Annotated in this window: 27 protein-coding genes, 1 tRNA gene and 1 riboswitch; of the genes, 17 read left to right on the forward strand and 11 right to left on the reverse strand. The window is 74.2% G+C overall.

Features of this window, described 5'->3' with window-relative positions:
• The first annotated feature begins 9 nt into the window (after positions 1 to 9).
• Complete coding sequence (locus ABD979_RS05385) at positions 10 to 945, forward strand: hydroxymethylglutaryl-CoA lyase (protein WP_345506422.1); 936 nt, start codon at positions 10 to 12, stop codon at positions 943 to 945.
• Positions 946 to 1,164: 219 nt separating this feature from the next.
• Here the strand turns inward: ABD979_RS05385 and ABD979_RS05390 are convergent, their stop codons facing one another.
• Positions 1,165 to 3,426, reverse strand: a complete 2,262-nt coding sequence (locus ABD979_RS05390; RefSeq protein ID WP_345506423.1) for a helicase-associated domain-containing protein — start codon at positions 3,424 to 3,426, stop codon at positions 1,165 to 1,167.
• Between the two features lie 70 nt (positions 3,427 to 3,496).
• Between ABD979_RS05390 and ABD979_RS05395 the strand changes: the two genes are divergently transcribed.
• From ABD979_RS05395 to ABD979_RS05405, 3 genes are all read left to right on the forward strand, one after another.
• Positions 3,497 to 4,438, forward strand: a complete 942-nt coding sequence (locus tag ABD979_RS05395) for an aldose 1-epimerase family protein (RefSeq protein ID WP_345506424.1) — start codon at positions 3,497 to 3,499, stop codon at positions 4,436 to 4,438.
• A gap of 169 nt (positions 4,439 to 4,607) precedes the next feature.
• Positions 4,608 to 5,003 carry a cold-shock protein gene (locus ABD979_RS05400; protein WP_345506425.1) on the forward strand — a complete coding sequence of 132 codons (396 nt, stop codon included), beginning with the start codon at positions 4,608 to 4,610 and terminating at the stop codon, positions 5,001 to 5,003.
• Positions 5,004 to 5,007: 4 nt separating this feature from the next.
• Positions 5,008 to 5,907 carry a DUF3027 domain-containing protein gene (locus ABD979_RS05405; RefSeq protein ID WP_345506426.1) on the forward strand — a complete coding sequence of 300 codons (900 nt, stop codon included), beginning with the start codon at positions 5,008 to 5,010 and terminating at the stop codon, positions 5,905 to 5,907.
• A 58-nt stretch (positions 5,908 to 5,965) separates the two neighbouring features.
• On the opposite strand, the gene ABD979_RS05410 is transcribed toward ABD979_RS05405, so the two are convergent.
• Positions 5,966 to 6,244, reverse strand: coding sequence for a DUF2530 domain-containing protein (locus ABD979_RS05410; RefSeq protein ID WP_345506427.1), 279 nt, complete (start codon positions 6,242 to 6,244; stop codon positions 5,966 to 5,968).
• 58 nt (positions 6,245 to 6,302) lie between these two features.
• On the opposite strand from ABD979_RS05410, the gene ABD979_RS05415 reads away from it, so the two are divergent.
• The 4 genes from ABD979_RS05415 to ABD979_RS05430 all read left to right on the forward strand — a co-directional run bounded on the left by ABD979_RS05415 (position 6,303) and on the right by ABD979_RS05430 (position 10,381).
• Complete coding sequence (locus ABD979_RS05415; protein WP_345506428.1) at positions 6,303 to 7,799, forward strand: NCS2 family permease; 1,497 nt, start codon at positions 6,303 to 6,305, stop codon at positions 7,797 to 7,799.
• Positions 7,800 to 7,951: 152 nt separating this feature from the next.
• Positions 7,952 to 8,401: a MarR family winged helix-turn-helix transcriptional regulator gene (locus ABD979_RS05420; RefSeq protein WP_345506429.1), complete on the forward strand. Its 450-nt coding sequence runs from the start codon at positions 7,952 to 7,954 to the stop codon at positions 8,399 to 8,401.
• Complete coding sequence (locus ABD979_RS05425) at positions 8,398 to 9,684, forward strand: MFS transporter (protein ID WP_345506430.1); 1,287 nt, start codon at positions 8,398 to 8,400, stop codon at positions 9,682 to 9,684. Before ABD979_RS05420 ends, ABD979_RS05425 begins: the two co-directional genes overlap by 4 nt.
• A gap of 166 nt (positions 9,685 to 9,850) precedes the next feature.
• Entirely contained in the window at positions 9,851 to 10,381 is a 531-nt protein-coding gene (locus ABD979_RS05430; RefSeq protein WP_345506431.1) for a ferritin, read from the forward strand.
• A 74-nt stretch (positions 10,382 to 10,455) separates the two neighbouring features.
• Here ABD979_RS05430 and ABD979_RS05435 read toward each other — a convergent pair whose 3' ends face one another.
• The 4 genes from ABD979_RS05435 to ABD979_RS05450 all read right to left on the reverse strand — a co-directional run bounded on the left by ABD979_RS05435 (position 10,456) and on the right by ABD979_RS05450 (position 16,600).
• Entirely contained in the window at positions 10,456 to 11,889 is a 1,434-nt protein-coding gene (locus ABD979_RS05435; RefSeq protein ID WP_345506432.1) for a lytic transglycosylase domain-containing protein, read from the reverse strand.
• A gap of 121 nt (positions 11,890 to 12,010) precedes the next feature.
• On the reverse strand, positions 12,011 to 13,150 hold the full coding sequence (gene serC, locus ABD979_RS05440) for a phosphoserine transaminase (RefSeq protein ID WP_345506433.1): 1,140 nt from the start codon (positions 13,148 to 13,150) through the stop codon (positions 12,011 to 12,013).
• A gap of 200 nt (positions 13,151 to 13,350) precedes the next feature.
• On the reverse strand, positions 13,351 to 15,360 hold the full coding sequence (locus tag ABD979_RS05445) for a PQQ-dependent sugar dehydrogenase (protein WP_345506434.1): 2,010 nt from the start codon (positions 15,358 to 15,360) through the stop codon (positions 13,351 to 13,353).
• Positions 15,361 to 15,478: 118 nt separating this feature from the next.
• A complete protein-coding gene (locus ABD979_RS05450; RefSeq protein ID WP_345506435.1) occupies positions 15,479 to 16,600 on the reverse strand; it encodes a citrate synthase 2 in 1,122 nt (373 codons plus the stop codon).
• Positions 16,601 to 16,708: 108 nt separating this feature from the next.
• On the opposite strand from ABD979_RS05450, the gene ABD979_RS05455 reads away from it, so the two are divergent.
• Positions 16,709 to 17,335 carry a pentapeptide repeat-containing protein gene (locus tag ABD979_RS05455; protein ID WP_345506436.1) on the forward strand — a complete coding sequence of 209 codons (627 nt, stop codon included), beginning with the start codon at positions 16,709 to 16,711 and terminating at the stop codon, positions 17,333 to 17,335.
• A 23-nt stretch (positions 17,336 to 17,358) separates the two neighbouring features.
• On the opposite strand, the gene ABD979_RS05460 is transcribed toward ABD979_RS05455, so the two are convergent.
• A complete protein-coding gene (locus tag ABD979_RS05460; RefSeq protein ID WP_345506437.1) occupies positions 17,359 to 17,763 on the reverse strand; it encodes a hypothetical protein in 405 nt (134 codons plus the stop codon).
• Between the two features lie 111 nt (positions 17,764 to 17,874).
• Between ABD979_RS05460 and pdxH the strand changes: the two genes are divergently transcribed.
• On the forward strand, positions 17,875 to 18,579 hold the full coding sequence (pdxH, locus tag ABD979_RS05465; RefSeq protein WP_345506438.1) for a pyridoxamine 5'-phosphate oxidase: 705 nt from the start codon (positions 17,875 to 17,877) through the stop codon (positions 18,577 to 18,579).
• Positions 18,580 to 18,745: 166 nt separating this feature from the next.
• Here the strand turns inward: pdxH and ABD979_RS05470 are convergent, their stop codons facing one another.
• Together ABD979_RS05470 and ABD979_RS05475 are read right to left on the reverse strand one after the other, a co-directional pair.
• Positions 18,746 to 18,868 carry a hypothetical protein gene (locus ABD979_RS05470; protein WP_345506439.1) on the reverse strand — a complete coding sequence of 41 codons (123 nt, stop codon included), beginning with the start codon at positions 18,866 to 18,868 and terminating at the stop codon, positions 18,746 to 18,748.
• A 56-nt stretch (positions 18,869 to 18,924) separates the two neighbouring features.
• Positions 18,925 to 20,070: a hypothetical protein gene (locus tag ABD979_RS05475; RefSeq protein WP_345506440.1), complete on the reverse strand. Its 1,146-nt coding sequence runs from the start codon at positions 20,068 to 20,070 to the stop codon at positions 18,925 to 18,927.
• Positions 20,071 to 20,073: 3 nt separating this feature from the next.
• On the opposite strand from ABD979_RS05475, the gene ABD979_RS05480 reads away from it, so the two are divergent.
• The 5 genes from ABD979_RS05480 to ABD979_RS05500 all read left to right on the forward strand — a co-directional run bounded on the left by ABD979_RS05480 (position 20,074) and on the right by ABD979_RS05500 (position 24,457).
• A complete protein-coding gene (locus ABD979_RS05480) occupies positions 20,074 to 20,412 on the forward strand; it encodes a hypothetical protein (RefSeq protein WP_345506441.1) in 339 nt (112 codons plus the stop codon).
• Positions 20,413 to 20,490: 78 nt separating this feature from the next.
• Positions 20,491 to 21,741 (forward strand): MFS transporter, encoded by a 1,251-nt coding sequence (locus ABD979_RS05485; RefSeq protein ID WP_345506442.1) that lies wholly within the window; start codon positions 20,491 to 20,493, stop codon positions 21,739 to 21,741.
• Positions 21,742 to 21,759: 18 nt separating this feature from the next.
• A complete protein-coding gene (locus tag ABD979_RS05490) occupies positions 21,760 to 22,455 on the forward strand; it encodes an iron-dependent transcriptional repressor DtxR (RefSeq protein WP_345506443.1) in 696 nt (231 codons plus the stop codon).
• A 171-nt stretch (positions 22,456 to 22,626) separates the two neighbouring features.
• Positions 22,627 to 22,807: riboswitch (cyclic di-AMP (ydaO/yuaA leader) on the forward strand.
• Positions 22,808 to 23,674, forward strand: a complete 867-nt coding sequence (locus tag ABD979_RS05495; protein WP_345506444.1) for a C40 family peptidase — start codon at positions 22,808 to 22,810, stop codon at positions 23,672 to 23,674.
• Between the two features lie 99 nt (positions 23,675 to 23,773).
• A complete protein-coding gene (locus ABD979_RS05500) occupies positions 23,774 to 24,457 on the forward strand; it encodes a DsbA family oxidoreductase (protein ID WP_345506445.1) in 684 nt (227 codons plus the stop codon).
• 76 nt (positions 24,458 to 24,533) lie between these two features.
• Here the strand turns inward: ABD979_RS05500 and ABD979_RS05505 are convergent, their stop codons facing one another.
• Positions 24,534 to 25,142, reverse strand: a complete 609-nt coding sequence (locus tag ABD979_RS05505) for a carboxymuconolactone decarboxylase family protein (RefSeq protein ID WP_345506446.1) — start codon at positions 25,140 to 25,142, stop codon at positions 24,534 to 24,536.
• Positions 25,143 to 25,271: 129 nt separating this feature from the next.
• Here ABD979_RS05505 and ABD979_RS05510 point away from each other — a divergent pair, with 129 nt between their 5' ends.
• Positions 25,272 to 25,745 (forward strand): hypothetical protein, encoded by a 474-nt coding sequence (locus ABD979_RS05510; protein ID WP_345506447.1) that lies wholly within the window; start codon positions 25,272 to 25,274, stop codon positions 25,743 to 25,745.
• A 180-nt stretch (positions 25,746 to 25,925) separates the two neighbouring features.
• On the opposite strand, the gene ABD979_RS05515 is transcribed toward ABD979_RS05510, so the two are convergent.
• A tRNA-Arg gene (locus ABD979_RS05515) sits at positions 25,926 to 25,998 on the reverse strand.
• Positions 25,999 to 26,236: 238 nt separating this feature from the next.
• Here ABD979_RS05515 and ABD979_RS05520 point away from each other — a divergent pair.
• Positions 26,237 to 26,611 (forward strand): YciI family protein, encoded by a 375-nt coding sequence (locus ABD979_RS05520; protein WP_345506448.1) that lies wholly within the window; start codon positions 26,237 to 26,239, stop codon positions 26,609 to 26,611.
• Positions 26,612 to 26,647 lie beyond the last annotated feature (36 nt).

Here is a 26,647-nt window from a genome sequence, read left to right on the forward strand (position 1 = left end):
TATGGGCGCATGCGATCCCCACAGGTCGAGGCGGCATCGGGGCTGCCCCCGAAGGTGACGATCTACGAGGTCGGCCCGCGCGACGGCCTGCAGAACGAGAAGACCGTCGTGCCCGCCGCCACGAAGGTGGAGTTCATCCGGCGTCTCGAGGCGGCCGGCCTCGGCACCATCGAGACGACCTCGTTCGTGCCCGCGACGTGGGTGCCGCAGATGGGTGATGCCGAGGAGGTGCTCGGGGCGCTCGGCGCCGACGGGCTCGGCCGCCGCCGTCCCGCCCTCGTGCCCAACGAGCGCGGTCTCGACCGAGCCGAGGAGCTCGGCCTCTCGGCGATCGCGATCTTCGGCTCGGCCACCGAGACCTTTGCGCAGAAGAACCTCAACCGCTCGGTCGCCGAGCAGTACGCGATGTTCGAGCCGGTCGTGACGCGCGCCCTCGAGGGCGGGACGTGGGTGCGCGCCTACGTCTCGATGTGCTTCGGCGACCCGTGGGAGGGCCCTGTGCCGATCGCGCAGGTCGTCGACACGGCCGAGCGGCTGATGGACCTCGGCTGCCACGAGCTGAGCCTCGGCGACACCATCGGCGTCGGCACGACCGGCCACGTGCACCGGCTGCTCGAGGCGCTCGCCGCCCGCGGCATCGGCACCGACCGGGTCGCGGTGCACTTCCACGACACCTACGGCCAGGCGCTCGCCAACACGATGGCGGCCCTGCGCGACGGGGTGTCGGTCGTCGACGCGGCCGCCGGCGGTCTCGGCGGCTGCCCCTACGCGAAGTCGGCCACCGGCAACCTCGCCACCGAGGACCTCGTCTGGGCCCTGCACGGCGCGGGCGTCGAGACCGGCGTCGACCTCGACGCGCTCGTCGAGACGTCGGTCTGGATGGCCGGGCAGCTCGGGCGGCCGTCGCCGAGCAACGTCGTGCGGGCGCTCGCCGGCGCCTCCTGACCGTCGAAAGGCCAACGTTCGCGCCTGCCCACCGTCGAAAGGCCAGAGTTCGCGCCCCGCTCACCGTCGAAAGGCCAGGATTCGCGGCCACCAGCCGTCGAGAGGCCAGCTCTCGCGACCGGCGTCAGCCGCATGGTGTGGCCTCTCGACTCTCGGCAACCCACCAAAGGTGGCCACTCGACGGTTTGGGGTGACGAGGAGTGGCCAGTCGACGAGTGGTCAGCCCTCGACGGTGGCCCCGGTGATCCGGTGCACCGAGTAGGACTTCTCGTGGCCGGACTCGTCGGTGGCCCGCACCCGCCCGCCCTCGACCTTCTGGGGGTGGATGAGGTGGCGGCTCGTCGCGCCGTGGCCGTCGGAGTAGCCGATCCACACGCCGTGCCGGTCGGCCACGGCGTCGCGCAGCAGCGACAGGGTGACGACGGGGTCCATCGTCTGGATGCGCGGCCCGGGCCTCGCGTCGTCGTCGGCCCGGCGCTGGTCGGCCGTCGCCTCGGCGGCCCGCAGCCCGTCGACGAGGGCCTGCGTCGACGGGCGGTCGACGGGGGAGACGACGGGCCCGGGGCCGCGGCGGCGCGCGCCGGCCCGCCGGCGCGGCGTCTCGGCGTGCACGACCGAGCCGTCCTGGCCCTCGTGCACCGGGGCGAACCCGTTGTCGCGCAGCAGGTCGACGAGCACGCGCGGGTCGGCCGACGACACGAGCACGGTCGGGGCGAGGCGCCGCAGCCGGAGCGGGGCGAGGTCGCGAGAGGCGAGCATCGTGTCGAGCACCGCCTCGTCGTCGGAGCGGACGTAGGCCGTGGCTCCGCCGATGCGGGTCTGGCCGTGCTTGCGGGCCACGTCGAGCACGAGGTACTCGAGCGGCTGCGGCACGGGGGTGCGGCTCGACCGGCGCACCGTGTCGGTGAAGTCCGCGGCCGTCCAGCCCGCGTCGAGCGCGCGCCGCACCGACTCGGGCGTGAAGCGGTAGACGGTGGCGCCGCCGCGCGACTCGACGTCGGCGGCGAGGCGCATGAACGAGCCGAGCCCGCCGACGAGCGGCCCGGGGGCCACGGCGGTGAGGTCGGCCTGCACGAGGATGTGGTCGACGGGGGAGGGCAGGTGCGCCGACATGGCGGCCGCGACCTCGTCGGGCGAGTCCGGGGCGCCGAGCACCGCCCGGCCCGCCTCCGAGAGCGCGCCGCGGCCGGTGACGCCCAGCCACTCCGCCTCGCGGAGCACCGCCTCGACGGCCTCCTCGAGCACGGCCGCGGACCGGTTCGGCCGGCGCCACGCGAGGCGCGCGCGCAACGACGCCGGGTCGGGGGCGTGGCCGGGCTCGATCGAGGCCAGCTCGCGCAGCACCTCGCGGCGGATCGACCGGATGGCCGGCCACTGCGCGTCGGGGCCGAGGGCGTTGGCCGGGCCGGTGCCGGTGCTCCGGTGCCCGACGAGGTGCGGCGCGCGCGTCGAGCCGAACCAGGCCAGCGCGAGGGCGGCCCAGCGGTGCCCGGCCTCGCTCGAGCTCCACTCGTCGATCTCCGACGTGGGAGCCCACACCGGCACGACCTCGCCGTCGTCGGCGACGAGCCCGGCGGCATACGTGATCTCGACGACGAAGGCGGCGTGCACGGAGTCGAGGTCGAGCGCCGACGCGGTGGTGCGCAGGTCGCGGACGGCGAGGCCACCGGCCCGCAGCACCCGCGGCGGGTCGGCCCCCCACGCGGCGGCGAGCTCGTCGACGTGCGTCAGGCACTCGCTCGCGGCGCCGCCGGCCGCGGCGTCGACGAGGCTGACCGGCCGCGTCGCGACGGCTGGCGGGGTGAGCTCGACGGTGCGGTGCAGCCGCCCGTCGCGCAGCACGAGGCCGACCTCGCGGGGGAGCGCGACACGGTCGGCGGAGACGGGCACGAGCAGGTGGCGCTCGAGCAGCCACCGGGCGGTCGTGCGCGCGGGGGCGGCCGTGGGCAGCACGCCGAAGGCCGGGCCCCACGTCATCCGCTCGAGCATGGCCCGCGAGTCGTCGGGGGCCTCGGCGAGCGCGGCCCGGATGCGCTCGGGGTCGGCGTGCTCCGGGGGCGACGACGGTCGCAGCTCGCGCATCGGCGCGCCGAGGCCCGCCATCGAGGTGCCGAGCACCTCGGGCACGGTGCGCACGACGTGGTCGCCGTCGGGCCCGTTCCAGAGCAGGGCGCAGCGACGGAGGTCCCCGAGGATCTCCTCGACGGTCGCGGCGTCGTCGGTGCCGAGCAGGCGCAGCAGCTCCGGCCGAGCCGCGGCGTCGCCCGCCACGACGACGGCCTCGAGCACCTGGAGGTGGCCGCGGTCGAGCGCCTCGACGGCGCGCTGCACGCTCGCGCGGGTGCCGGCCCGGGCTGCGAGGCTCGTCAGGTCGGCCGGCGCCGGGCGCGCGAGATCGGGGCGCGCGAGCACGAGGTCGATGAGCTCTGCGTCGCTGCGACCGCGGATGTCGTCGGCGAGGCTCCGGCTCGGGGTGGCCATCCTCCCAACCTACTGCCCGGATGCCGGTGGCCCGACTCGCGCCGCCCCCGACGGCGCTAGCGTGACCCCCATGAGCGCGCTCTCGCCGGCCCCTGCGGCCGAGCCCGCCCCGGCGCTGCCGACCGGGGAGCAGTGGACGATCGGGCACGGTCCGTTCGAGGTCACCGTCGTCGAGGTGGGGGGCGGCCTGCGGACCATGACCCGCGACGGGGTCGACGTCGTGGCCGGCTACGCCGCCGACGAGGCGTGCCGCTCGGGCCGGGGGCAGCAGCTCATGCCCTGGCCCAACCGGATCCGCGACGGGCGCTACACCGCGGACGGCGTCGAGCACCAGCTGCCCGTCACCGAGGTGCCCCTGCACAACGCGAGCCACGGCCTCGTGCGCTGGGCGCTCTGGGAGCTCGTCGACCACGCGGACGACCGCGTCACCGTCGGCTACCGGCTGCACCCGCAGCCGGGCTGGGACCACTTCCTCGACCTGCGCACGACCTACCTGCTCGACGACTCGGGCCTCGTCGTGACGACCGCCGCCCGCAACGTCGGGCCGACGACGGCGCCCTTCGGCTACGGCGCCCACCCCTACCTCGCGATCGGCGAGACCCTGCTGCCCGACGTCGAGCTGCGCATCCCGGCCGCCTCCTGGGTCGAGGTCGACGAGCGGCTGCTGCCCGTCGCCGACCGCCCGGTCGAGGGGGAGCCCTACGACTTCCGCATCGCCCACCGCGTCGGCGACGTGCGGCTCGACACCGCCTACACCGACGTCGAGCGCGACGCGGACGGGCTCTGGCGCGCGACGGTGCGGGCCGCCGACCGGGCCGCGACGCTCTGGGCCGATGCGTCCTTCGGCTGGCTGCAGGTCTTCACGGCGATCGCGGCGGACCGCAAGGACGCCGTCGGCATCGCCGTCGAGCCGATGAGCTGCCCGGCCGACGCGTTCAACTCGGGGGCGGGGGTCGTCCTGCTCGAGCCCGGCGCCGAGTGGACCGGCACGTGGGGCATCACGCCCGGCTGACCGCGACGACCCGCCGCCGCCGGTGCCGCCGGCCACGTCCACGGCTGCGGCTGCGCTCGGCGCGCCAATGGGTTTGCGCCGAGCCGTTAGGCTGGAAGGACGAGCGCAGAGAGCGCCATCGAGTCGTGCCGTCACACGCGCGACCGACGATCACTGGACGAGGTGGACTGTGCCGACTGGCAAGGTCAGGTTCTTCGACGCCGACAAGGGCTTCGGCTTCATCGCCGAGGACTCCGGCGCGGACGTCTTCCTGCACGCGAACGCCCTCCCCGAGGGCGTCACGACCCTGAAGAAGGGCGCGCGCGTCGAGTTCGGCATCGTCGAGGGCCGCAAGGGCGCGCAGGCGCTCTCGGTCAAGCTGCTCGACCCGGTCGCGTCGGTCGCCGCGAACATGTCGGCCCGTGAGCGCCGGACGCCCGAGGAGCTCGTCGTCATCATCGAGGACGTCGTCCAGCTGCTCGACGGTGTCGGCGAGGGCTACCGCGCCGGCCGCCGTCCCGACCGCAAGCTCGCCGCGAACGTGGCCCGGGCCCTCCGCGGCCTCGCCGACGAGCTGGAGAAGTGACCCGATGACCGTCACCACCCCCAAGACCGACGCGGTGCTGCTGGCTGCCGCCGACCTCGCCCGCGGCGTGCTCGAGGAGATCGCCGAGCCCGGCACCGTGGGCGGGCACCTCGGCATGGACCTGCTCGAGGAGCGCCTCGGCATGCACTGGTTCGAGTGCACCTCGGCGGGCTACACGGGCTGGCGGTGGGGCGTCAGCGTCGCCCGCGTGCCCCGCGCCAAGGTCGCCACGGTCTGCGAGACCAACCTGCTCCCCGGCCCCGACGCCGTGCTCGCCCCCGAGTGGCTCCCGTATGCCGACCGGCTCGCCCCCGGCGACCTCGGCGCGGGTGACGTGCTGCCGTTCCGCCCCGACGACCCCTTCCTCGAGGCCGGCTTCGAGGCCACGGGCGAGGAGGAGGTCGACCGGATGGCCCTCTTCGAGCTGGGCCTCGGGCGTCCCCGCGTGCTCTCGGCCGAGGGCCGGGAGGCCGCGGCCACCCGCTGGTACGACGGTGACAACGGGCCGACCTCCGAGGTCGCGACCAAGGCGACCGCGCAGTGCACGACGTGCGGCTACTTCCTGCCGATGGCCGGCGCCCTGCGGGCCACCTTCGGGGTCTGCGCCAACGAGTGGAGCCCGTCCGACGGCCGGGTCGTCTCGCTCGACCACGGCTGCGGCGCGCACTCCGAGACCGACATGGACCACCCCGAGCCGACCCCGGTCGGCGACCCGATCGTCGACGAGTTCGCGGTCGACCTCGAGCCCGCGGAGCGGGCGTCCCGGGCCACCGAGCCCGACGCCGCGCAGCCCGACGCCGCGCAGCCCGACGCCGCGCAGACCGACGCCGAGCAGACCGACGCCAAGCAGAGCGACGCCGAGCCGACCGACCCGCAGTCCTCGGACGACCCGGTCACCGACTGACGCGACCGGCCCGGCCCGGCGACCCGGCCGACCGGCATACCTGCTCGGGCGGGTGGGCTCAGGCGGCGTCGCGGGCGTTGCCGCGACCGCGGCGCACGTACGCCCAGCCGATGCTGCCGAGGACGAAGCCGGCCACGCACGTCCAGGGCCACCAGCTGCGGTCGCCCTCGTGCAGCGCGGGGACGACGAGGGTGACGATCAGCGCGAGCACCCACACCCCGAGCCCGGCCTCGACGATGCGCAGCATCGGCACGTGGAGGGGGGCGATCGGCGGGGTCGGGCCGGCGGGCGTGCCGGCGCGCGTCGCCGTCTCGTCGGGGGTGGTCTCGTCGGTCACCCCGACAGCCTAGGGTCTCGTCACACGCGCGAAACGAGCCCCCACTAGGGTGTGCGCCATGTCGACGGATACGCGCACCACCCGCACCACCGGCGGGCTCGACGGCTTCTTCCGGATCTCCGAGCGCGGGTCGACCGTCGCTCGCGAGGTCCGGGGCGGCATCGTCACCTTCTTCACGATGGTCTACATCGTCGTGCTCAACCCGATCATCCTCTCGGGGGTGGTCGACGGCTCGGGCACGATGATCGGCGGCACCACCGACCTCGTGCAGAGCAAGCTGCTCGTCGCGGTGGGCACCGCCGTCATCGCCGGCCTCATGTCGATCCTCATGGGGCTCGTCGCGAACTTCCCGATCGCCCTGGCCGCGGGCCTCGGCATCAACGGGCTCATCACCGGCATGGTGATCACCCACCAGGCCGACAAGATCACCTTCGCCGACCTCATGGGCCTCGTCGTCATCGAGGGCGTCATCATCCTCGTGCTCGTGCTCACCGGCTTCCGCAAGGCCGTCTTCAAGGCGATCCCGGCGCCGCTCAAGGTGGCCATCTCGGTCGGCATCGGCCTCTTCATCGCCTACATCGGCGTCATCGACGCCGGCTTCGCGCGCCGGCCCAGCTCGCCCGGCACGACCCCGAGCGAGCTCGGCATCGCCGGCAGCCTCGACGGCTGGCCGACCCTCGTCTTCGTCGCCGGCGTCTTCTTCATCGCCGTGCTGCTCATCCGCAAGGTCAAGGGCGCCATCCTCATCGGCATCGTCGCGGCGACCGTGCTCGCCATGGTGCTCGAGGCGGTCTTCAAGATCGGGCCGCGCGTCTTCGACGACAAGGGCGTCCTGACGAACCCGTCGGCGTGGTCGCTCACGGTGCCGAAGCTGCCCGAGACGGTGACGAACACCCCCGACCTCGGCATCCTCGGCCAGTTCAGCCTCTTCGGCTCCTTCGAGAAGATCGGCATCGTCACGGCCGTCATGTTCGTCTTCTCGCTCCTGCTCGCCGACTTCTTCGACACCATGGGCACGGTCGTCGCCATCGGCACCGAGGCCAAGCTGCTCGACGAGGACGGCAACCCGCCGCACACCGACCGCATCCTCGTCGTCGACTCGGTGGCTGCCATCGCCGGTGGCGCGGGTGGCGTCAGCAGCAACACGTCCTACATCGAGTCGGCCTCCGGCGTCGAGGAGGGGGCGCGCACCGGCCTCGCGTCCGTCGTCACCGGCGTGCTCTTCCTGCTCGCGACCTTCCTCGCGCCGCTCTTCGCGGTCGTGCCGTCGGAGGCTGCGGCCCCCGCGCTCGTCATCGTCGGCTTCCTCATGATGACCCAGGTCAAGAACATCGACTGGGACGACATGGAGATCGCCCTCCCGGCGTTCCTCACCATCGTGCTGATGCCGTTCACCTACAACATCACCGTCGGGATCGGTGCGGGCTTCATCGCGTGGGTGCTCGTCAAGATGGCCCGCGGCAAGACGCGCGAGCTGCACCCGCTCATGTGGATCGTCGCCGCGTTCTTCGTCGTGTACTTCCTCAAGGCCCCGCTCGAGTCGATCATCACCTGACCGTCCCGAGCCCGTATGCCGTGAAGGCCCCCTCCGCGCCGGAGGGGGCCTTCGCTGCGTGCGGCGTCCCAGCAGGTGAGGCACCGGGAATGCTTAGCCGAGGTAATGAGTTAGGCTAAGCATCACCAGACTGCACTTCCGAGGATCCGCTCTTGACTGCCGAGACCCCGACCGCCCCGCTGAGCCGAGCCGAGCTCGTCTCGCTCTCGAACGACATCCGACTCGCCTGCATGCGCATCTCGCGGCGCGTCCGGTTCGAGTCCGACCGTGAGCTGCCGCCGCACCACTTCTCGGTGCTCGCGCGCCTCGACGGCACGCCGCGCACGAACAGCGAGCTCGCCGACATCGAGCGGGTCTCCGCGCCGAGCATGAAGCGCACGACGAGCGCGCTCGTCGAGGCCGGCTACGTCTCGCGCGCCGACGACCCCACCGACGGCCGGCAGGTGATCCTGTCGCTGACCGCCGAGGGGCGCAAGGCGCTGCGGCGCATCCGTCGGCACCGCGACGAGTGGCTGCTCGAGCGCTTCGAGACGCTGAGCGACGACGAGCGCGAGCTGCTCCAGCGGGCTGCCGCCGTGCTGGGGAAGGTGGCGACGAAGTGAGCCCGACCTTCCACTCCCTCTCGATCCCGAACTACCGGATCTACGCGTCCGGCGCCATCGTCTCCAACGTCGGCACGTGGATGGGCCGCGTGGCCCAGGACTGGCTCGTGCTGACGGTCCTCACCGACCACTCGGCCACCTCGCTCGGCATCGTGACCGGGCTGCAGTTCCTGCCCTTCCTCATCCTCGCGCCGTTCGCCGGCATGCTCGTCGACCGCTTCCCGAAGCGGCGCATCCTCTTCCTGACGCAGACCGCCCTGCTCGTCACGGCCCTGCTGCTCGCGGTGCTGACGGCGACCGGGGTCGTCGAGCTGTGGCACGTCTACGCGCTCGCCTTCCTCCAGGGCGTCGCGACGGCCGTCGACAACCCGGCCCGCCAGACCTTCGTCTCCGAGATGGTCGACACCGCGCACCTGCCGAACGCCGTCGCCCTCAACAGCGCGTCGTTCAACCTCGGCCGGCTCGTCGGCCCGGCCGTCGCGGGGCTCGTCATCGCCGGGTTCGGCATCGCGCCGGCCCTCTTCGTCAACGCGGCGACCTTCGTCTTCGTGCTCGTGGCGCTGCTGCGGATGGATGCCCGCCTGCTGACGCCCTCGCCACGGGCGCGCGGCAAGGGCCAGATCCGGGAGGGGCTGCGCTACGTCAAGGGCCGTCCCGACCTCGTGCTCATCATGGCGCTCGTCTTCGTGCTCGGGACCTTCGGCATGAACTTTCAGCTGACGATGGCACTGATGGCCACGAAGGTCTTCGACAAGGGCGCCGGGGAGTACGGCCTGCTCGGCTCGATCATGGCGGTCGGCTCGCTCACCGCCGCGCTGCTCTCGGCCCGCCGCGCGCGGCCCCGGATGCGGGTGCTGCTCGCCGCCCTCGTGGGCTTCACGATCTCGACCGCGCTGCTGGCGACGGCGCCGAGCTACCTGCTCTTCGCCGTCTTCCTCGTGCCGACCGGCCTCTCGGCCCTCACCGCGCTGACGACGGCCAACGCCATGGTCCAGGTGAGCGTCGACCCGATCATGCGCGGGCGCGTCATGGCCCTCTACATGGCGATCTTCATGGGTGGCACCCCGATCGGCGCGCCGATGATCGGCTGGATCGGTGACGTGTGGGGCCCGCGCTGGACCATCGCCATCGGCACGATCGCCGTCGGCCTCAGCCTCGTCGCGGTGGCCCTCTGGGTCTCGCGTCGGCAGAATGTCGCGGTGACCTTCCAGACCCAGCGCCACCCCCGCCTGCGGATCCAGCTCGCCTCGGCGGTGCCGGCCGCGCCCGAGGTGACGAAGTGAACTTCAAGTTCCGCCACCGCATCACGGTGGCGGCCCTCGTCCTCTTCGTCGCCATCGCGGTCGTCGCCGCCCTCGTGAACCGCTGACCGCGCCCTGCTCCCCGGGCGACTGGCTGCCTAGGATGGGCGCGCACGCACCCCGTCGAGCCCAGCGCGGAGGATCCACCATGGCAGCCCAGAGGTTCGTCGACCTGCTCAACGAGCAGATCGGCCACGAGTACGCCGCCCACCAGCAGTACGTCGCCATCGCCGTCTACTACGACAACCTCACCCTGCCGCAGATGGCGGGCCTCTTCTACCGCCAGGCGCTCGAGGAGCGCGACCACGCCATGATGATGGTCCAGTACCTCCTCGACACCGACTCGGTCGTCGCGATCCCGGGCGTCGACGCCCCGACCAACTCCTTCGCCGACATCGTCGAGCCCGTGCGGCTCGCCCTCGCGCAGGAGAAGCGGGTCACCGACCAGATCAACGCGCTGACGGCCGTCGCCCGCGAGGAGCACGACTTCGCCTCCGACCAGTTCATGCAGTGGTTCATCAAGGAGCAGGTCGAGGAGGTCAGCTCGATGTCCGACCTGCTCACGGTCGTCCAGCGCAACCGTGACGACGTCGAGAACATCGAGGAGTACCTGCGGCGCGAGGGCGGAGGCGAGTCCGAGGACGCGTCGGCGCCGCCCGTCGCGGGCGCCGGGGCCTGAGACCGGGCGCCGGGGCCTGAGACCGGGGACGAGGCCGAGCGCCGGGGTGTGAGGCCGAGCGCCGGGGCCCGGCCTCAGCCGAGCAGCCCGCCGCCGGGGCAGCGGACCACCTTCGCGTCGAGCACGCAGACGAGCGCGGCGTTCAGCGGGTCGAGCACCCGCACGAGGTGTGCCGGGTCGCCCGGGAGCCGGGGCAGGTGCGGCAGCGCGAGCAGCCGGGTGATCGCAGCCGGTACGGTCGGCACGGGAGCCGGCAGCGTCGGCACCGGAACCGGCACGGTGACCGACGGCAGCGGCACCCCCGGCACGCTCGGGAGGGGCAGGACGGGCCGGCCCGTCGCCGGCGTCGAAGGCCTCGGCGGGGGAGCCGGGTCGGTCGGGCGCGGCGTGGGCTGCGTGGGGCTCGAGGTGGGTCGGGACGGCTCGGGTGACGGCGAGGTCGGCGTCGACGCCGGGCTCGGCGTGGCCTGGGCGCCCGGGGACGACGCGGACGAGGCGGGCCGCGGGACGGTCGGGACGGTCGGGACGGCATACGCGAACCCGGAGCCGTCGGGCGTGGCCGACCCGGTGCCCGGCGCCGGGCGCGCGGCGGGGAGGGCGCTGCGCGGCACGACCGTGACGCCGCGGCGGTAGGCGTCGGCGATCGAGAGCACGGTGCGCACGTAGGCGTCGGAGTGGTTGTAGCGCAGCACGGCCCGGTAGGCCGCTCCCGGCCGGCGCAGGTCGGTCCCGCCGGAGCAGAGCAGCACGCCCGCGCCGGTGACGGCGTCGGTGAGGCTCTGCGGGTCGGCCACCCCGTCGCCGTCCCCGTCGCGACCGGCGAGCCGCCACGAGGTGGGGATGAACTGCATCGGCCCGACGGCGCGGTCGAAGACGCGGTCACGATCGAGCGCGCCCCCGTCGGTGTCGCGGATGCGGGCCGTGCCGCGCGAGCCGTCGAGCGGGATGCCGATGATGCGCGGCCGGGCGATCCCGCGCGCGTCGAGGGTGCTGCCGCCGAAACGCGCGTGGTTGCTCTCCACGCGCCCGACGGCGCCGAGGAGCGCCCAGTCGATCCCGCAGCCGGGGTCGGCGCCGCCGAGCACGCCGGCCGCCCGACGGTAGGCGGCGAGGGCGAGAGCCGGTATGCCGTTCGCGTCGAGCCGCACGGGGGCGTTCGCGGCCAGCGCGGTCACGGGCGCCACGGTGCGCGAGGCGACGGCCACGCGGGGGTCGTCGGGGGTGAAGGTCTGGTAGACGGGCGGCAGCTGCATCGGCGCGGGCGCGGGGCCGGCCTCGGGGTAGGCGGGACTGCCCCCGTCGATCGCCGTGGCGGGCACGGTGAGCGCCGACGTGGCGCGGCCGACCGGGGCGGCGTCACGGGTGGCGGCGAAGGCGACCCCGGCGGAGGCCAGCGCGATGACGGGCAGGGCGGCGGCGACCCGGCGTGCCGTGCCACCGGCGGGCACGACGGTGAACGTGCGCCGCGGGGCGCGGTGGGCGCCGCCCGTGCTGCGGGTGCGGACCATGGGGACTCCTCGCTGCCTGGCCCGTCGCCGTCGGCGGGTCTGCACGGCTCAACGAGGCAGGACGTGGGAGGTCACGCGACCCGCCCAGCCACACGGCGGCGGCGCCCCGGCAGGAGGTCGGTCAGCCGAGCGCCGCGACGACGTGGTCGACGGACTGCGTGAGGCGCGTGACGTCCTCGGGCTCGACCGCGGGGAACATCGCCACGCGCAGCTGGTTGCGCCCGAGCTTGCGGTAGGGCTCGACGTCGACGACGCCGTTGGCCCGCAGCACCGCGGCGACCGCGGCGGCGTCGATGGCGTCGTCGAGGTCGACGGTGCCGACGACCTGCGAGCGGGCGGCGGGATCGGCCACGAACGGCGTGGTCCAGCTCGTGCGCTCGGCCCAGTCGTAGAGCCGGCTCGAGGAGTCGGCGGTGCGGGCGACCGCCCAGTCGAGGCCGCCGTTGCCGAGCATCCAGCGCAGCTGCGCATCGAGCAGCGCGAGCGTGCTGAGGGCCGGCGTGTTGTAGGTCTGGTTCTTCAGCGAGTTCTCGATCGCGGTCGGCAGGCTGAAGAAGTCGGGCACCCAGCGGTCGGTCGCGGCGATCGCCGCGACCCGGTCGAGCGCGGCGGGGGAGAAGGCGGCGATCCACAGGCCGCCGTCGGAGGCGAAGCACTTCTGCGGTGCGAAGTAGTAGACGTCGGTCTGCGTGATGTCGACGGGCAGGCCGCCCGCGCCGGAGGTGGCGTCGACGACCACGAGGGCGTCGTCGTCGGCGCCCGCGACCCGTTGCACCGGGGCCATCACCCCGGTCGAGGTCTCGTTGTGCGGCCACGCGTAGACGTCGACGCCGGCCTCGGCGAAGGGGGCCGCGAGGGTGCCGGGGTCGGCCGTGACGACCGTCGGGTCGCCGAGGAAGGGTGCCGCCTTGGTGACGGAGGCGAACTTGCTGGAGAACTCGCCGAACGCGAGGTGCTGCGCGCGCTCGCGCACGAGGCCGAAGGCGGCGATGTCCCAGAAGGCGGTGGAGCCGCCGTTGCCGAGCACGATCTCGTAGCCCTCGGGCAGGCCGAAGAGGTCGCGCAGCCCCTGGCGCACGTCGCCGACGAGCGCCTTGACCGGTGCCTGGCGGTGCGAGGTGCCGAGCACCGTGCGCCCGAGCGACACGAGGTGGTCGATCTGCTCGGGGCGCACCTTCGACGGGCCGGAGCCGAAGCGCCCGTCGGCGGGCAGCAGCTCGGCCGGGATCGTGATGGGCGGGGTCGTGGGTGCGTCGGTCACGACGGCCATTGAATCCCAGCTGCCCACCCCTCGGACACCATTTCTCGTCCCGTGGACGTGTCGCGCCGGGTGGCCGAGCGTCCGGTGCGGTGGTCCACAGGGGCCCTGCACGCACCTGCCGACGGCCGTCCGCTTCCGGGAGAAGCGACGCGAGGACGCGCAGGAGACGTGCTTTCCTCGAGCAGCGGCATCCCTCCGGGTCAGCGGACGACGCCGCCGAGGTCGGTCGTGCGGTAGGCGCCGGGCTTGCCGTCGTAGACGCGCAGGTGGCCGTCGGACGTGCGCCCGAAGAGCAGGAACGTGCCGTTCGACCGCGAGACGAGGTCGGGCGCCGAGGTGAAGGCCTGGGGGAGCCCGATCAGGATGCTGCCCCGCTGCACCACCGCGTGCCCGTCGACGCCGACGCCGGCCGCGAGCAACGGACGCCCGGGCCAGGCGTCGCCGAGGGCCCGGTCCGACCAGATCGAGAGGCTGTCGAGGCGGCGCACCCAGCCCTTCGTGGCCGTCGTCGGGTAGAAGACCCGCTCGTAGGTCGCGCCGTTCGTGCCGCGGCCGGTCACGAGGATGCCGCGGCCGACCGGGTTGGCCGACGCGGACAGCCCGGAGGTGAAGACGCCGCCCATGGGCTTCCACCCGCTCCACCGGCGGCCGTCGAAGTGCTTGCGCCAGGCCGAGCCCGTCACGGCGATGCCGAAGACGTCGATGGTGCCGTCGCCGAGCGACGCGGCGTGCTGGGCGATGACGCTGCCGCCGATGGCGACCGAGCCCTGCCGCACCCCGTTGACGAACCACGTGTGCACGAGCTGGCGCGACGCCGTGCGGGTGAAGAGGTCGACGCGTCCCGGCCTCGAGCTCGTCGCGGTCGGCGCGTCGGTCGAGGTCACGCCGGCCGACGCCCACGCCCCCCAGGTCGCCCCGTCGTTGGTGCTGCGGCGGAAGCGGACCGTGTCGCCGGTGGAGCGCACGAAGGTCGTCACCTGGCTGCCGGTGCGCACGGCCGTCACGCCGACCGGTGACACGAGCGTGCCCGCCGTCTTCCTCGGCGCCGTGGCGGTGGGCCGGAGCCGCACGATCTTGTCGTTGCTGCCGTTCGAGGTCGTGAACCACAGCGAGCCGTCGGGGCCGAGCTGCACGGCGCGGATGCGGCCGTAGCCCTGCGCAGCCGGCAGCCGGGTCACGGACGCGACGGCGGTCGTCGTCGGCGACGGGGCGAACCGCATGACGTCGATGCCCTCGCCCTTGAGCAGCCCGACGGCGAGGGCGCCCTGCCACTCGCCCCAGGCCGCCCCCTTGAGGAAGGTCGCGCCGCTCGTGGCGACGGTGGGGTAGCCCGAGGACCACATCGCCCGGCGCGCGGTCGGGAACGTGCGCAGGTCGGTCATCGGGGTCGACTCGTCGTAGCCGGGCACGGGGTTCCAGCCGTAGTTGCCGCCCCGCACCGAGAGGTTGATCTCGTCGTCGCGGTCCGAGCCGTGCTCCGCCGACCACAGCTCGGAGGTGCCGGGGCGCAGCGCGAGGCCCTGGATGTTGCGGTGGCCGTAGTTCCACACGTAGCGGGCGTTGCCGCCGCGGGAGTAGAAGGGGTTGTCCTTCGGGATGGAGCCGTCGCCGTTGACGCGCAGCACCTTGCCCCCGAGCGAGGCGAGGTTCTGCGGGTTCGTGCCCGTGGCCGCGTCGCCCGTGCCGACGTAGAGCTTGCCGTCACCGCCGAAGCGCAGGCGGCAGCCCGAGTGCCGCCCGCTCGTCAGCGGCAGGCCGGTGACGACGGGCGCCCCGTCCGAGACCGCCGTCGTGTCGCTCGTGAGGCGCCACCGCAGCACCCGGACGTCGAGGGGCGCACCCGACGGGCGGCGTACGGCCTGGCACGTGTAGAAGCGGCGGTTGGTCGAGGCCCCGGGGTCGGCGACCATGCCGAGCAGGCCGCCCTCGCTGTTGACGTAGAGCGGCGGGAGGCCGGTGATCGAGACGCGCTTCGGGGCGGCGCCCTCGCGCTTGGACCAGACGCGCCCGCCGCGCTCGTCGAAGAGCATGAGCGAGCCCACCCAGGTGAGGTCCCACGGGTACTGCAGCCCCGCGACGACCGTGGTCGCCTGCAGCCGCGGCACCGCCTGCGCGACCTGCGGCTGCCCCACCGCGAGCACGCCTCCCGCCAGCAGCGCCGCGGCCCCGACGGAGGCCACCGACCTTCGCACGCGCAGTCCCTGTGCCACGGTTGCCTCCTGGTGTCCTGGATCCTCCCAGCGAGGCTACGCGCGACGCGGCGTGCGCGCCCGCCGAGAGGTGACGCGCGTGCGCCCGCTCCTGGATGCCGTCACGGCCGTGTCCGCGTCAGCGGCCGATGTCGTCGGTCCAGCCCGCGACGTCCTGGGGCCGGCGCGGGCCCTCGCCGATGTAGCGCGACGACGGCCGGATGAGCCGGCCGGTCTGCTTCTGCTCGAGGATGTGCGCCGACCAGCCGGCCGTCCGCGCGCACGAGAACATCGGCGTGAACATCGAGGCCGGCACCTGCGCGAAGTCGAGGATGACGGCGGCCCAGAACTCGACGTTCGTGGCCAGCACGCGGTCGGGGCGCCGGGCGTGCAGCTCCGTCAGGGCCGCCTTCTCGAGCGCGGCGGCGGCCTCGAACCGGGGCGCCCCGAGGCGCTCGCAGGCGGCGCGCAGCACGCGGGCGCGCGGGTCCTCGGCGCGGTAGACGCGGTGCCCGAAGCCCATCAGGCGCTCGCCCTTGTCGAGCACGCCCTTGACGTAGGCCGTGGCGTCGCCCTGCTCCTCGACGCCGTCGAGCATGTGCAGCACGCGCGAGGGGGCCCCGCCGTGGAGCGGCCCCGACATCGCCCCGACCGCGCCCGAGAGCGCGGCCGCCACGTCGGCGCCGGTCGAGGTGATGACGCGCGCGGTGAACGTCGAGGCGTTCATGCCGTGCTCGGCGGCCGAGACCCAGTAGGCGTCGACGGCCTCGACGTGCCTCGGGTCGGGCTCGCCGCGCCAGCGGATCATGAACCGCTCGGTGATGGTGCTCGCCTTGTCGACCTCGCGCTGCGGCACCATCGGCTTGTCGAGCCCGCGCGCCGACTGCCCGACGAACGACAGCGCCATGACGGCGGCCCGGGCGAGGTTGTCGCGCACCTCGTCGGCGTCGGCGTCGAGCGTCGGCCGGAACCCCCACGCCGGCGCGAGCATCGCGAGCGCGGACTGGACGTCGACGCGCACGTCGCCGGTGTGCACCGGCAGGGGGTAGGGCTCCGCCGGCGGCAGGCCCGGCTCGAAGGCGTTGTCGACGAGCAGGCCCCACACGTGGCCGAAGTCGACGTGGCCGACGAGGTCGTCGATGTCGACGCCGCGGTAGCGCAGCGCGCCGCCCTCCTTGTCGGGCTCCGCGATGGTCGACTCGAAGGCGATGACGCCTTCCAGACCGGGCTTGAAGTCGGGGTCGGGCGTGCTGTCGGCCATGTCGGTCCTCGCTGTGCAGGCGGCTACCACCGCGGTCGGGTGCGAGCAGCCGGAGCGCACGACGTGGGAGGACGAGCGGGCGTCACCGGTGACTGCCAGAGTGAGCGTATGCCGTCAGCCGCCGACCAGACCGTGTTTCGTGACGCCGCGTTCGCCGCGCGGGAGGAGCACCACGACGCCGTCCGTTTCGAGGGCACCGACTTCACGGGGGCGCACGCCGAGGGCCACTCGTTCCTCGAGTGCTCGCTGCTCGGGGGCACGCTCGACGACGCCCATCTCGAGGGGTCGCGCTGGTCCGAGAGCGAGTGGCAGCGGGTCGGTGGGGTCTCCGTCAGCCTCGTCGAGGCGAGCCTCGTCGAGACCACCATCGAGGGGTGCCGGCTCGCGGCCGTCTCCGCGTGGGGCTCGAGCTGGCGCGACGTCACGGTGCGCGGCGGCAAGGTCGACTTCCTCAACCTGCGCGGGGCCCGGCTCAAGGACGTCGCGTTCGTCGACTGCGTCGTCGTCGACCTCGACCTGCAGGAGGCGACGGTCGACGGCCTCACCTTCGAGGGGTGCACGCTCGTGCAGCCGGCGTTCGGCCGGGGCCGGTATGCCCGTCTCGACCTCTCCGGCGCCACCCTGCGGGCGCCGGTCGGGCTGACCGGGATGCGCGGCGCGATGCTGAGCCGGCCGCAGGTCATCGACCTCGCCGACGCCTTCGCGGCCGAGCTCGGCATCGACGTGCGGGACTGAGACCGCGGCGCCGTCCGGCGTGGTCAGTTGATCTGGTTCGGCTTGCCGCGGCGCAGGGCGGCGGTCGCGGCGTCCTTGGCGCGGTCGGTCGCGCGCACCTTGTCGCCGGGGCGGATCCGCTTCGTCAGGTCGGCCCGCTCGACGAGCGCCGCGGCCGGGAGGTCGGTCTGCGGGTGCACGCCCACCGGCTCGTCGCCGCTGAAGACGACCCAGTGCGACTGGTCGCCGCGGTAGACCTTGAGGATGCTGCCGTCGGCGAGCGAGGTCGCGTGCGCCATCGCCTGGCGGCGGGCCCGCTCGCTCGAGATCGCCTTGTTGGCGGCCTCCTTGGCGGGCTCGCGCAGGGCCTGGGTGGCGACCCAGATCTGCGGGCCGTACTTGATGCCGAGCTTGACGCCCTGGGTGACGATCCTGGCCTTGCCTGCCATCGGGGAACTCCTCCGGTCGGGCCCGGTCGTGCCGGGCTCGTCGCACGGGTCCGCGCGCGCCGTGGCCTGACGCCCACGCGGGCCTCCTGCGGCCAACCCTAGTCTGGGGGCATGGACACCTCACCCTCCGCGGGACTGGCGGCCGTGCGCCGCGTCGACTACCGCGGCGACGGCCTCGTCGAGTCCGACCTCGCCGCGTCGCCCTTCCTGCAGGCGCAGGCCTGGATCGACGCGGCCCTGGCCGCCGCCGACGAGCGCGACGACGTGCCCGAGCCGACCGCCATCTCGGTGGCGACCGTGGACGAATCGGGGGCGCCGGACGTGCGCACGGTGCTCATGCGCTTCTTCGACGAGCGCGGCCCGGGCTTCGTGACGAACCTCGAGTCGGCCAAGAGCCGTGAGCTGCAGGCCGACCCGCGCGTCGCCGCGGCCCTCACCTGGCCGGCCATCTACCGGGCGATCCGCTTCCGCGGCCGGGCCGAGCTCGTCGGCCGCGACGAGGTCGAGGCCTACTTCGACTCCCGGCCCTACGGCTCGCGCCTCTCGGCGTGGGCGTCCGACCAGTCCCGGCCGGCGGCCGACCGGGCCGAGCTCGAGCGCCGCTGGCAGGAGGCCCTCGAGCGCTTCCCCGACACCGGCAGCGACCACGACGTGCCGGTGCCCGACTTCTGGGGCGGCTGGCGGGTCGTCTGCGACGAGGTCGAGTTCTGGGCCGGGCGGAGCAACCGCCTGCACGACCGGATCGTCTTCCGCCGCACCGGCGAGGGCACCCTGGCCGACCCCGACGCCTGGACCCGCCAGCGTCTGCAGCCCTGACGGCCCCGCCCCGCACCGGACAAGGGAACAGGGCAGTCCGACGTGGTCGGACTGCCCTGCTTCATCCTGGGATGTGGGTGGGGACGCGACTATCGCGTGGCCACCTCACACGTTCCGGAAGAAATCACTTCTCGGATCACCTCCCTTCTGGGTCGATGGCTCGACGTTACGTCGCGCCGGAATCGGGCGGCAAGGGTTTTTCCGGCCGGTCTCGCTCCGCGGCCCGGGAGCGGCGGATCCGGCCCACCACCACGACGAGCGCGACCACGGCGACGACGGCGAGCGCCACGACGAGCATCGGACCCCACGCGTACTCCGGTGGCGCGGCGGCGTCCGCGGGGGGCGTCACGGACCCAGCTCGGGATCGAGCGTGACCGCCGGTGCGGTCTCGGGCCGCAGGTCGAGGCCCTGCGAGCCCCCTCCGCCGCCTCCGCCTCCGCCGACGGGTGCGGCCCCGTCCCGCCCCGACCCGGTCGGGGTCCCGGCTGCGCGGCCACCGGACGACGCCGGTGCCTGGCTCCAGGCCGCCCCACCGGCGAGCAGGGCGAGCAGCACGGGCAGCTCGAGGTAGGCGTGGTAGCTCGCGAGCGCGGCATACACGGCCTTGCCCTGGGTGAAGTCGAGCCCGAAGAGCACGGCGAAGAGGGCGGCCGCCACGAAGCCGGCCGCCCAGAGGCGCGGGCCGGTCAGCCACGGCGCCCGCGCCTCGAAGGCTGCCGACGCGTCCGGGGCGACGCGGGGCATGAGGGCGACCCACACGACGTAGTGCATCGTCTGCATGAAGGCGAAGACCGCGAGCACCCGCATGCCGAGGACCGTGGCGGCCTCACCGGGCGGCGCGCTCGCGGCGAGCACCGACTGGCCGTCCCCGACGACGCTGCGCACGATGCCGGGGTCGGTGCCGAGGGAGCCGTCGAGCAGCCCGCTCAGGAGAACGGCCGGCACGACGAGGACCCAGAGCAGCTGCACGGCGCGGAACGAGCGGCGCCAGCGGCGCGAGGCGATCCGGCGCGACCACTCCCACAGGAAGACGAGCGGCACGACGTTGTGCAGGTGGGTCAGCACGACGAAGTGGTAGGCCGGGAACGACAGCGACGCGAGGGCCGCCACGGCGATGACGAGCCAGGCCGCGTGCCGGCGCCGGCCCCGCAGGCCGCGCTGCGCCGCGAGCGCGAGGATGGCGTAGCCGAGCACGACCTCGGCGAGCTGCGCGGGCCGGCCGACGACGCCGACGAGCAGCCGGCACACGACGATGCCGGTGATGAGGCCGACGAGCAGGTCGAGGAAGGGCCGGCCGAGCACGCCCGGGAAGCGGCCGACGACGTAGCGGATCTCGAGGAGGTTGTGCAGGATGCCGAAGAGGATGAGGCCGATGACGGCCGTGGCCATCGGCGACCCCAGCGCCGCGGCGAGGGCCGCCGCGACGGCCCCGAGCACGAGGAGCGTGACGGTGCGCGCAGGAGGCGACGGCGGCGCGGCGACGGACGTCACGCGATGATCCCTCGCGCGCTCACGGCGCTCGCACTGACGCTCGCGGCCGAGCTGCCCCTGCTCGTCGTGCCCGCCCGGCTCGCCGGCTGGGCGAGCCGGCGCGTGGCGGTCGCCGGGGCTGCCCTCGTCAACGTGCTGACCCAGCCGCTGCTCTTCGCGGCGTCGACCGCCTTCGGGTCCGCGTGGCACCTGCTGGCCGGCGAGGCCGTCGTCGTCGCCGTCGAGACCGCGCTGCTGCGCTGGGCGTGGCGGGTGCGCGGGCGCGAGGGCGTGGTGACGCTGGCGTGCGCGGTCCTCGCCGCCAACGCCACCTCGACCGCCCTGGGGCTGCTCGTGCTCTGAGTCCCGGCCACGGAGCAATGCTTCCGCCGGGGCGCGGGGGCGGCCACCCGAGAAACCCAATCGTTAGGGTCCTGTGGCGTGACCGAGATTTCAGGGGAGACCCCGCCCGAGCCGGGCGGACGGCTGCGCGCGATCGCGCTGTCGGCATACGGCCCCACGCTGCTCGGCTCGACGGGCGCCGGCGCGGTGTCGCCGATCGTGGCTGTCTCGGCCCGCGAGCTCGGCGCATCGGTCGGGGTCGCCGCGCTCCTCGTCGCGATGATGGGCGTCGGTCAGCTGCTCGGCGACCTCCCCTCCGGCGCGCTCGCCGCGCGCATCGGCGAGCGCCGCGCGCTGCTCGCTGCCGCGGTCATCGAGGCCGTCGGCATGCTGCTCGCGGCCCTCGCCGGCGGGCTCGTGCAGCTCTTCGCCGGCGTGCTCGTCATCGGGCTCGCCGGCTCGCTCTTCGGGCTGGCCCGGCAGGCCTACCTCACCGAGGCGGTGCCCGTCGCGCTGCGCGCCCGCGCCCTCTCGACGCTCGGCGGGGTGCACCGCATCGGCTACTTCGTCGGCCCCTTCATCGGCTCCCTCGTCATCGGGCGGTGGGGCATCGGGTCGGCGTATGCCATCGGGGTCGTCGCGAGCGCCGCGGCCTTCACGCTCGTGCTCCTCGCGCCCGACATCACCGCCCGCCACGACGAGGGTGCCCTGCGGTCCGCGCCGCGCAGCGTGGCCTCGGTGCTGCTCGCGCACCGGCACGTCCTGCTCACCCTCGGCACGGGCGCCATGTGCGTGGCCGGGGCGCGCGCGATCCGCGAGGCCCTCGTGCCGCTCTGGGCCGAGTCGGTCGGCTTCTCCCCGGCGCAGACCTCGCTCGTCTTCGGCGTGGCCGGGGCCATCGACATGGCGCTCTTCTACCCCTCGGGCTGGCTGATGGACCGCTACGGCCGGGTCGCCGCCGCGGTGCCGAGCATGCTCGTGCTCGGCCTCGGCATGGCGCTGCTGCCGCTCGCGACGAGCCTCGTCGCGGTGACGGCGGCGGCGACGGTGCTCGGCATCGGCAACGGGCTCGGGGCGGGGCTCATCATGACGCTGGGAGCGGACGCGTCGCCCGCGGACGGCCGGGCCCAGTTCCTCGGCGGCTGGCGGCTCTGCGCCGACCTGGGAAGGGCGGCGGGCCCGTTGGTGTTGTCAGGGCTGAGTGCCGTCATGACCCTCGGCGCGTCGGCCGTCGTGCTCGGCGCCGGCGCGGTCGTCGGCGCCGGCTGGCTGCGCCTCTGGGTGCCGCGGCACGACCCCACCCGCCGTGGGCGGGGCGGGCGTGCGCGCGCGGCGCCCGAGGCTCCCTGATTCTGAGAAGGTATGACCGTGACGGACCTGATCGACACCACCGAGATGTACCTGCGCACGATCTACGAGCTCGAGGAGGAGGGGATCGTGCCGCTGCGCGCGCGCATCGCCGAGCGCCTCGGCCACTCGGGCCCGACCGTGTCGCAGACGGTGGCCCGTATGGAGCGCGACGGCCTCGTGGCCGTGTCGGGCGACCGGCACCTCGAGCTGTCCGACCACGGCCGGCTGCTCGCCACCCGGGTCATGCGCAAGCACCGGCTCGCCGAGCGCCTCCTCGTCGACGTCATCGGCCTCGAGTGGGAGTACGCGCACGACGAGGCGTGCCGCTGGGAGCACGTCATGTCGGAGAAGGTCGAGCGCAAGATCCTCGGCCTCATCGGCGAGGGGCTCGAGTCGCCCTACGGCAACCCGATCCCCGGCCTCGACGAGCTCGGCGTGCGCCAGGACGAGGACTTCCTCACCGGCCTGCGCACCCTGACCGCGGCCGTCGGCGACGCCCCGTCGGTCGTGACGATCCGCCGCATCGGCGAGCCCGTGCAGGTCGATCCCGAGGCCCTGGCGCTGCTGACGAGCGCCGGCGTCGTGCCTGGAGCCCGCGTCGAGGTGGTGCGCGACGGCTCGCGCGTCGTGGCCGTGCGTGAGGGCAGCGAGCCCTCGACCGGTGTCTCGCTGCCGGCGGACGTCGCGGTCCACGTCTTCTGCCAGGCCGCCTGAGCCTCGGCCGGACCGGCCGCCGAGGGGGCGCTGCACCCGCGCCCCACCCGCTCGCGACCCGCCCGGGAGACCTGTGGACGGAAAGTGACAGGACCGTGACCATTGGGTACGGTTGGCGGGCTTGCTCTCCCCGTCGAGTGGGCGCCCCGGGTCGGACCGCCGAGTCCTGCCATCGACCAGGGGCCCAGTTCGAACACCAATGGCAGGAGCGGGGGACCCACCGTTCTCCGGGCGTCGTGAGACGCCCTCGGGGTGAAGCCCTCCACGGACCGTTGCCGGTCCGAGCGAAGGCCGGGTAGTACCTCAAGCCCGAACCCGACAGCTCACCTCGTAGGCGTCGAGAGGTCAATCTGTGGCTCAGAACGTTCCCGGGCGTCATCGCGCCCCCGGTCGCTTCAACGCGATCTCCGAGCTGAAGACGATCGCCCGGGAGTCGGCGCAGCCCGCCGTCAAGGGTGCGGCGATCGTGGCCGCCTCGGGTGGCCTCGTCGCGACGTTCGCCAACCCGGCCAGCGCCAGCGCCGCCGACGGCTCGAACAGCCCCGTGGCCGGCGTCAGCGTCTCCGGTGCCGCGGCCGTCGGCCCGGCCGCCGGCACGGTCACCGCCCCCAGCGCCCTGTCCGCGATCGGCTACGCCAAGCCGGCCCTCAAGGCCAAGGTCAAGCCGGTCGTCATCGAGGACGTCAAGGTCAAGCGCGAGCGCGCGCAGGCCAAGGCCGAGAAGGCCGCCGCCGAGCGTGCGGCCGAGCGCGCCGCCGCCCGCGAGGCCGCGGCCTCCCGCGACACGAGCTCGTCCAGCTCGTCCTCGTCCAGCTCGAGCTCCTCCAGCTCCAGCTCGCGGGCCTCGCGCTCGTCGAGCCGCGCCGCGCTCAACGCCCCCGCGCCGAGCGCCTCGGGCATCGTCGGCATCGCGCAGGCCTACTCCGGCGTTCCCTACGTCTACGGCGGCACGACGCCCAACGGCTTCGACTGCTCGGGCTTCACCTCCTACGTCTACCGCCAGGCCGGCATCTCGATCCCGCGCACGGCCTCTGCGCAGGCCCGCGCCGCCACCCCGGTCAGCGACCCGCGCCCCGGCGACCTCGTCTTCTTCGGTTCCCCGATCTACCACGTGGGCATCTACGTCAGCCCCGGCCGGATGATCGACGCGCAGCGTCCCGGCACGACGACGGGCAACCACTCCATCTGGACGACGCCCTCGTCGTACGGCCGCATCTGAGCGGTCGCTCCACCAGGCCTTCGCGCTGCGCCCCCACCGGTGACCGGTGGGGGCGCAGCGCTGTGTGGGCCGCGAAACGGTGCGTGGTTGACTGAGTCGATGACCGACCAGCCTGCTGCCGAGTCCACGACCGTCATCGAGCTCGACCTCTGGGGCGACCTCACCTGCCCGTACTCGTGGATCGTCAAGCGGCGCGTCGAGGCCGCGGTGCACGGCTTCGAGCGGCCCAGTGACGTCACGGTGCGGCTCCGGTCGTTCGAGCTCGACCCCGACGTGGCGGTGGGTGGGGGCGTGCCCGTGCGCGAGCACCTCTCGGTGCGCCATGGTGGCGACGCCGGGGCCGGGCACCTGATGAACGCCCGGGCGAGCGAGCTCGCCGAGGCCGACGACCTCGTCTTCGACTGGGACCGCGCCGTGCGCGCGAACACCTTCGACGCGCACCGGCTGTGCGCCCTCGCGGGCGAGATGGGTGGCCCGGCCCTCCGGGGCGCCGCGACCGAGCGCTTCCACGCCGCACACTTCGGCGAGGGGCTCGCCCTCGACGACCACGAGGTGCTGCAGCGCCTGGCCGCGGAGTGCGGCCTCGACGAGCGACGGGTCTCCGCCGTGCTCGCCTCGGACGAGTACGCCGACCATGTGCGCGCCGACGAGCAGCAGGCGAGGTCGCTCGGCGTCACCGCGACTCCGTTCATGATCGCGAACGGGTATGCGGCCGTGACCGGTGCGCGGCCCACCGACGACTACCTCGCGCTGCTGCGCGGCGTCGCCACGCAGAGCGTCTGACACCTCCCCACCGCGGGTGGGGCCCGGTCGCGCGGAGCGGGCCCGGCGGCATACGTGATCGGCCTGGCGGACGGCGTCAGGAGGGGCGGTCGGCGGGCGCGCGCCCGAACGACACGGCCTCGCGCACCGTCGGGGAGGCGTCGTCGCGCAGCTGGCGGTCGGGGCGGACGCCGAGGGCGTCGTTGACGAGCGAGAACGCGCGCCGCAGCGCGACGAACGCCGTGATCGCGAAGATCTGCCGGTCGTCGAACCCGGCGGCGCGCAACGGCTCGAGGTCCTCGGCGGTCGTCGCGTTGGCGTCGCGCGTGACGGCGCGCGCCCAGGCGGCGAGGGCGGCGTCGGCGGGCTCGAGGCCCGCGTCGTCGTGGTGCAGGACCGAGCCCGCGACGGCGTCGCCGGCCTCGGTGGCGAGCCGGCCGCCCCACGCGAGGGCGCAGTAGGAGTCGCCGGCGGTCGAGGCCATCGCCGAGACGAGGATGCCGCGCTGGCGGAAGGTGAGCCCGCCGAGGCGCGCGAGGTCGGCGAGCAGCTCGAAGAGCCGGTCGTGCGCGGCGGGGGAGTGCGCCCAGACGCGGCTGAGGTTCATGACGTAGCCGTGGTCGGCGACGTCGCTGTCGTAGGACGCCCGGACCTCGGGCGTGACCTCCGGCTCGGTGAGGAAGCCGTGGTCGGGGTGCTCGGTCATGGGTGCCCTCCCTCGGTGGTCGTCTCCCTCGATGGTGGCACCGGGAGGTGGGGTGACGTGGGCTGTTGACGCACCGCCGTCGGGGGCGGGACCGTGGGGCGAGGAGGGCGGTCGGCGGACGGGGGAGGCATGCGCCGGAGGCTGGTGACGGTGGTGGCCGCCGTGGTCGTGGGGGTCGTCGGGCTCACCGGCCTCGTCGGGGTGCTGCTCGGGCGCGCCGGGGTCGGGCCGCTGCGCGACGAGCCCGCCCGCGTGTCGCTGGCGCCGGTCGGCGTGCAGCTGCTCGGTGAGGGCGGCGACCCGGCGGTGGTCATGGTGGTGTTCCCGTGGGGCCGGGACGGCATCTGCGTCGGGCAGGTCGCGGTCACGGCCTCGGAGACGGCGTCGACCGTGTCGGTCGATCAGGTGACGGGCTTCGCCGAGCCGCCGGGGCGCGACTGTGCAGGCGTCGGCACCGACGGCCGGAGCGCGGCGGTGGAGCTGCGGCTGGCCTCGCCGCTCGGCGACCGCGCCGTGACGCGGCGGGTCGACGGGGCCGCGGTGCCGGTGACGCAGCCGTGCGAGCGCGACGGCGTCGCGGCGTGGTGCCCGCGGTCCTCCTGACGCGGGAAGGGGGGCGTCGGCGGGGCGGCGTCGGCGGCGCGCTCGATGGCCGGACCGATGATGCTGCCGATGAACCTGCATCAGGTGTGGTGATCACCCCACCAGACGCAGCCTCATCCGTCGCTTCATCCGCAGGTCCATCCCGTGCGGGCCGTCGGGCATCGGCCGATGCCGCGGTTGTGCCCCCGGCAGGATTCGAACCTGCGACACCCGCTTTAGGAGAGCGGTGCTCTATCCCCTGAGCTACGAGGGCGGCGGGGACAGGTTACTGGACCGCCGGTCCCGGCTCGCGCAGGGCGCCGGGCCACGCCGACACACGAAGTGAACGGTCCCGGACTGCGCCAAGGGCGCGCGGCGCCGACCGAGCGCACGTGATGTGTCGCGCGGAACGTGGACCAGATCTCCTGCGCGTCAGGTGTCCGATCCGCCGGCTCCTGTTCGTAGCGTGGGTAGCGGCAGGCACCGGGCCTGCCCGACGAAGAGGAGCAGGGATGCCTCAGTACCTCATCTACTTCAACCAGCAGTGGGTCGGCGACCACGACGAGGCGTGGTTCGGCAGCCGGGTCGAGCCGTCCACGGCCGTGGTGCGCGACATGCAGGAGCAGGGCGTCCTGGTCTATGCCGGTGGGCTCGTCGAGGAGCTCGAGGAGGCGGCGAGCGCGGACGCCACGAGCGGCGAGCTCGTCGTGACCGACGGGCCCTACGTCGAGACCAAGGAGTGGCTCGGCGGACTGACCATCGTCGACGTGCCCGACGACGAGGCGGCGCGGATGTGGGCCGGGCGGGTGGCGGAGGGCTGCGGCTGGCCGCAGGAGGTGCGCCGCTTCAAGGGCGGCTCCCTGCAGGCGGTCGCCACCGGCAGCTGAGGCGTCGGGCGCCGGACCAGCCGCACGAGGCGGCAC

This window comes from Terrabacter aeriphilus (genome assembly GCF_039542985.1).
In the GTDB taxonomy this organism is placed as follows: domain Bacteria; phylum Actinomycetota; class Actinomycetes; order Actinomycetales; family Dermatophilaceae; genus Terrabacter; species Terrabacter aeriphilus.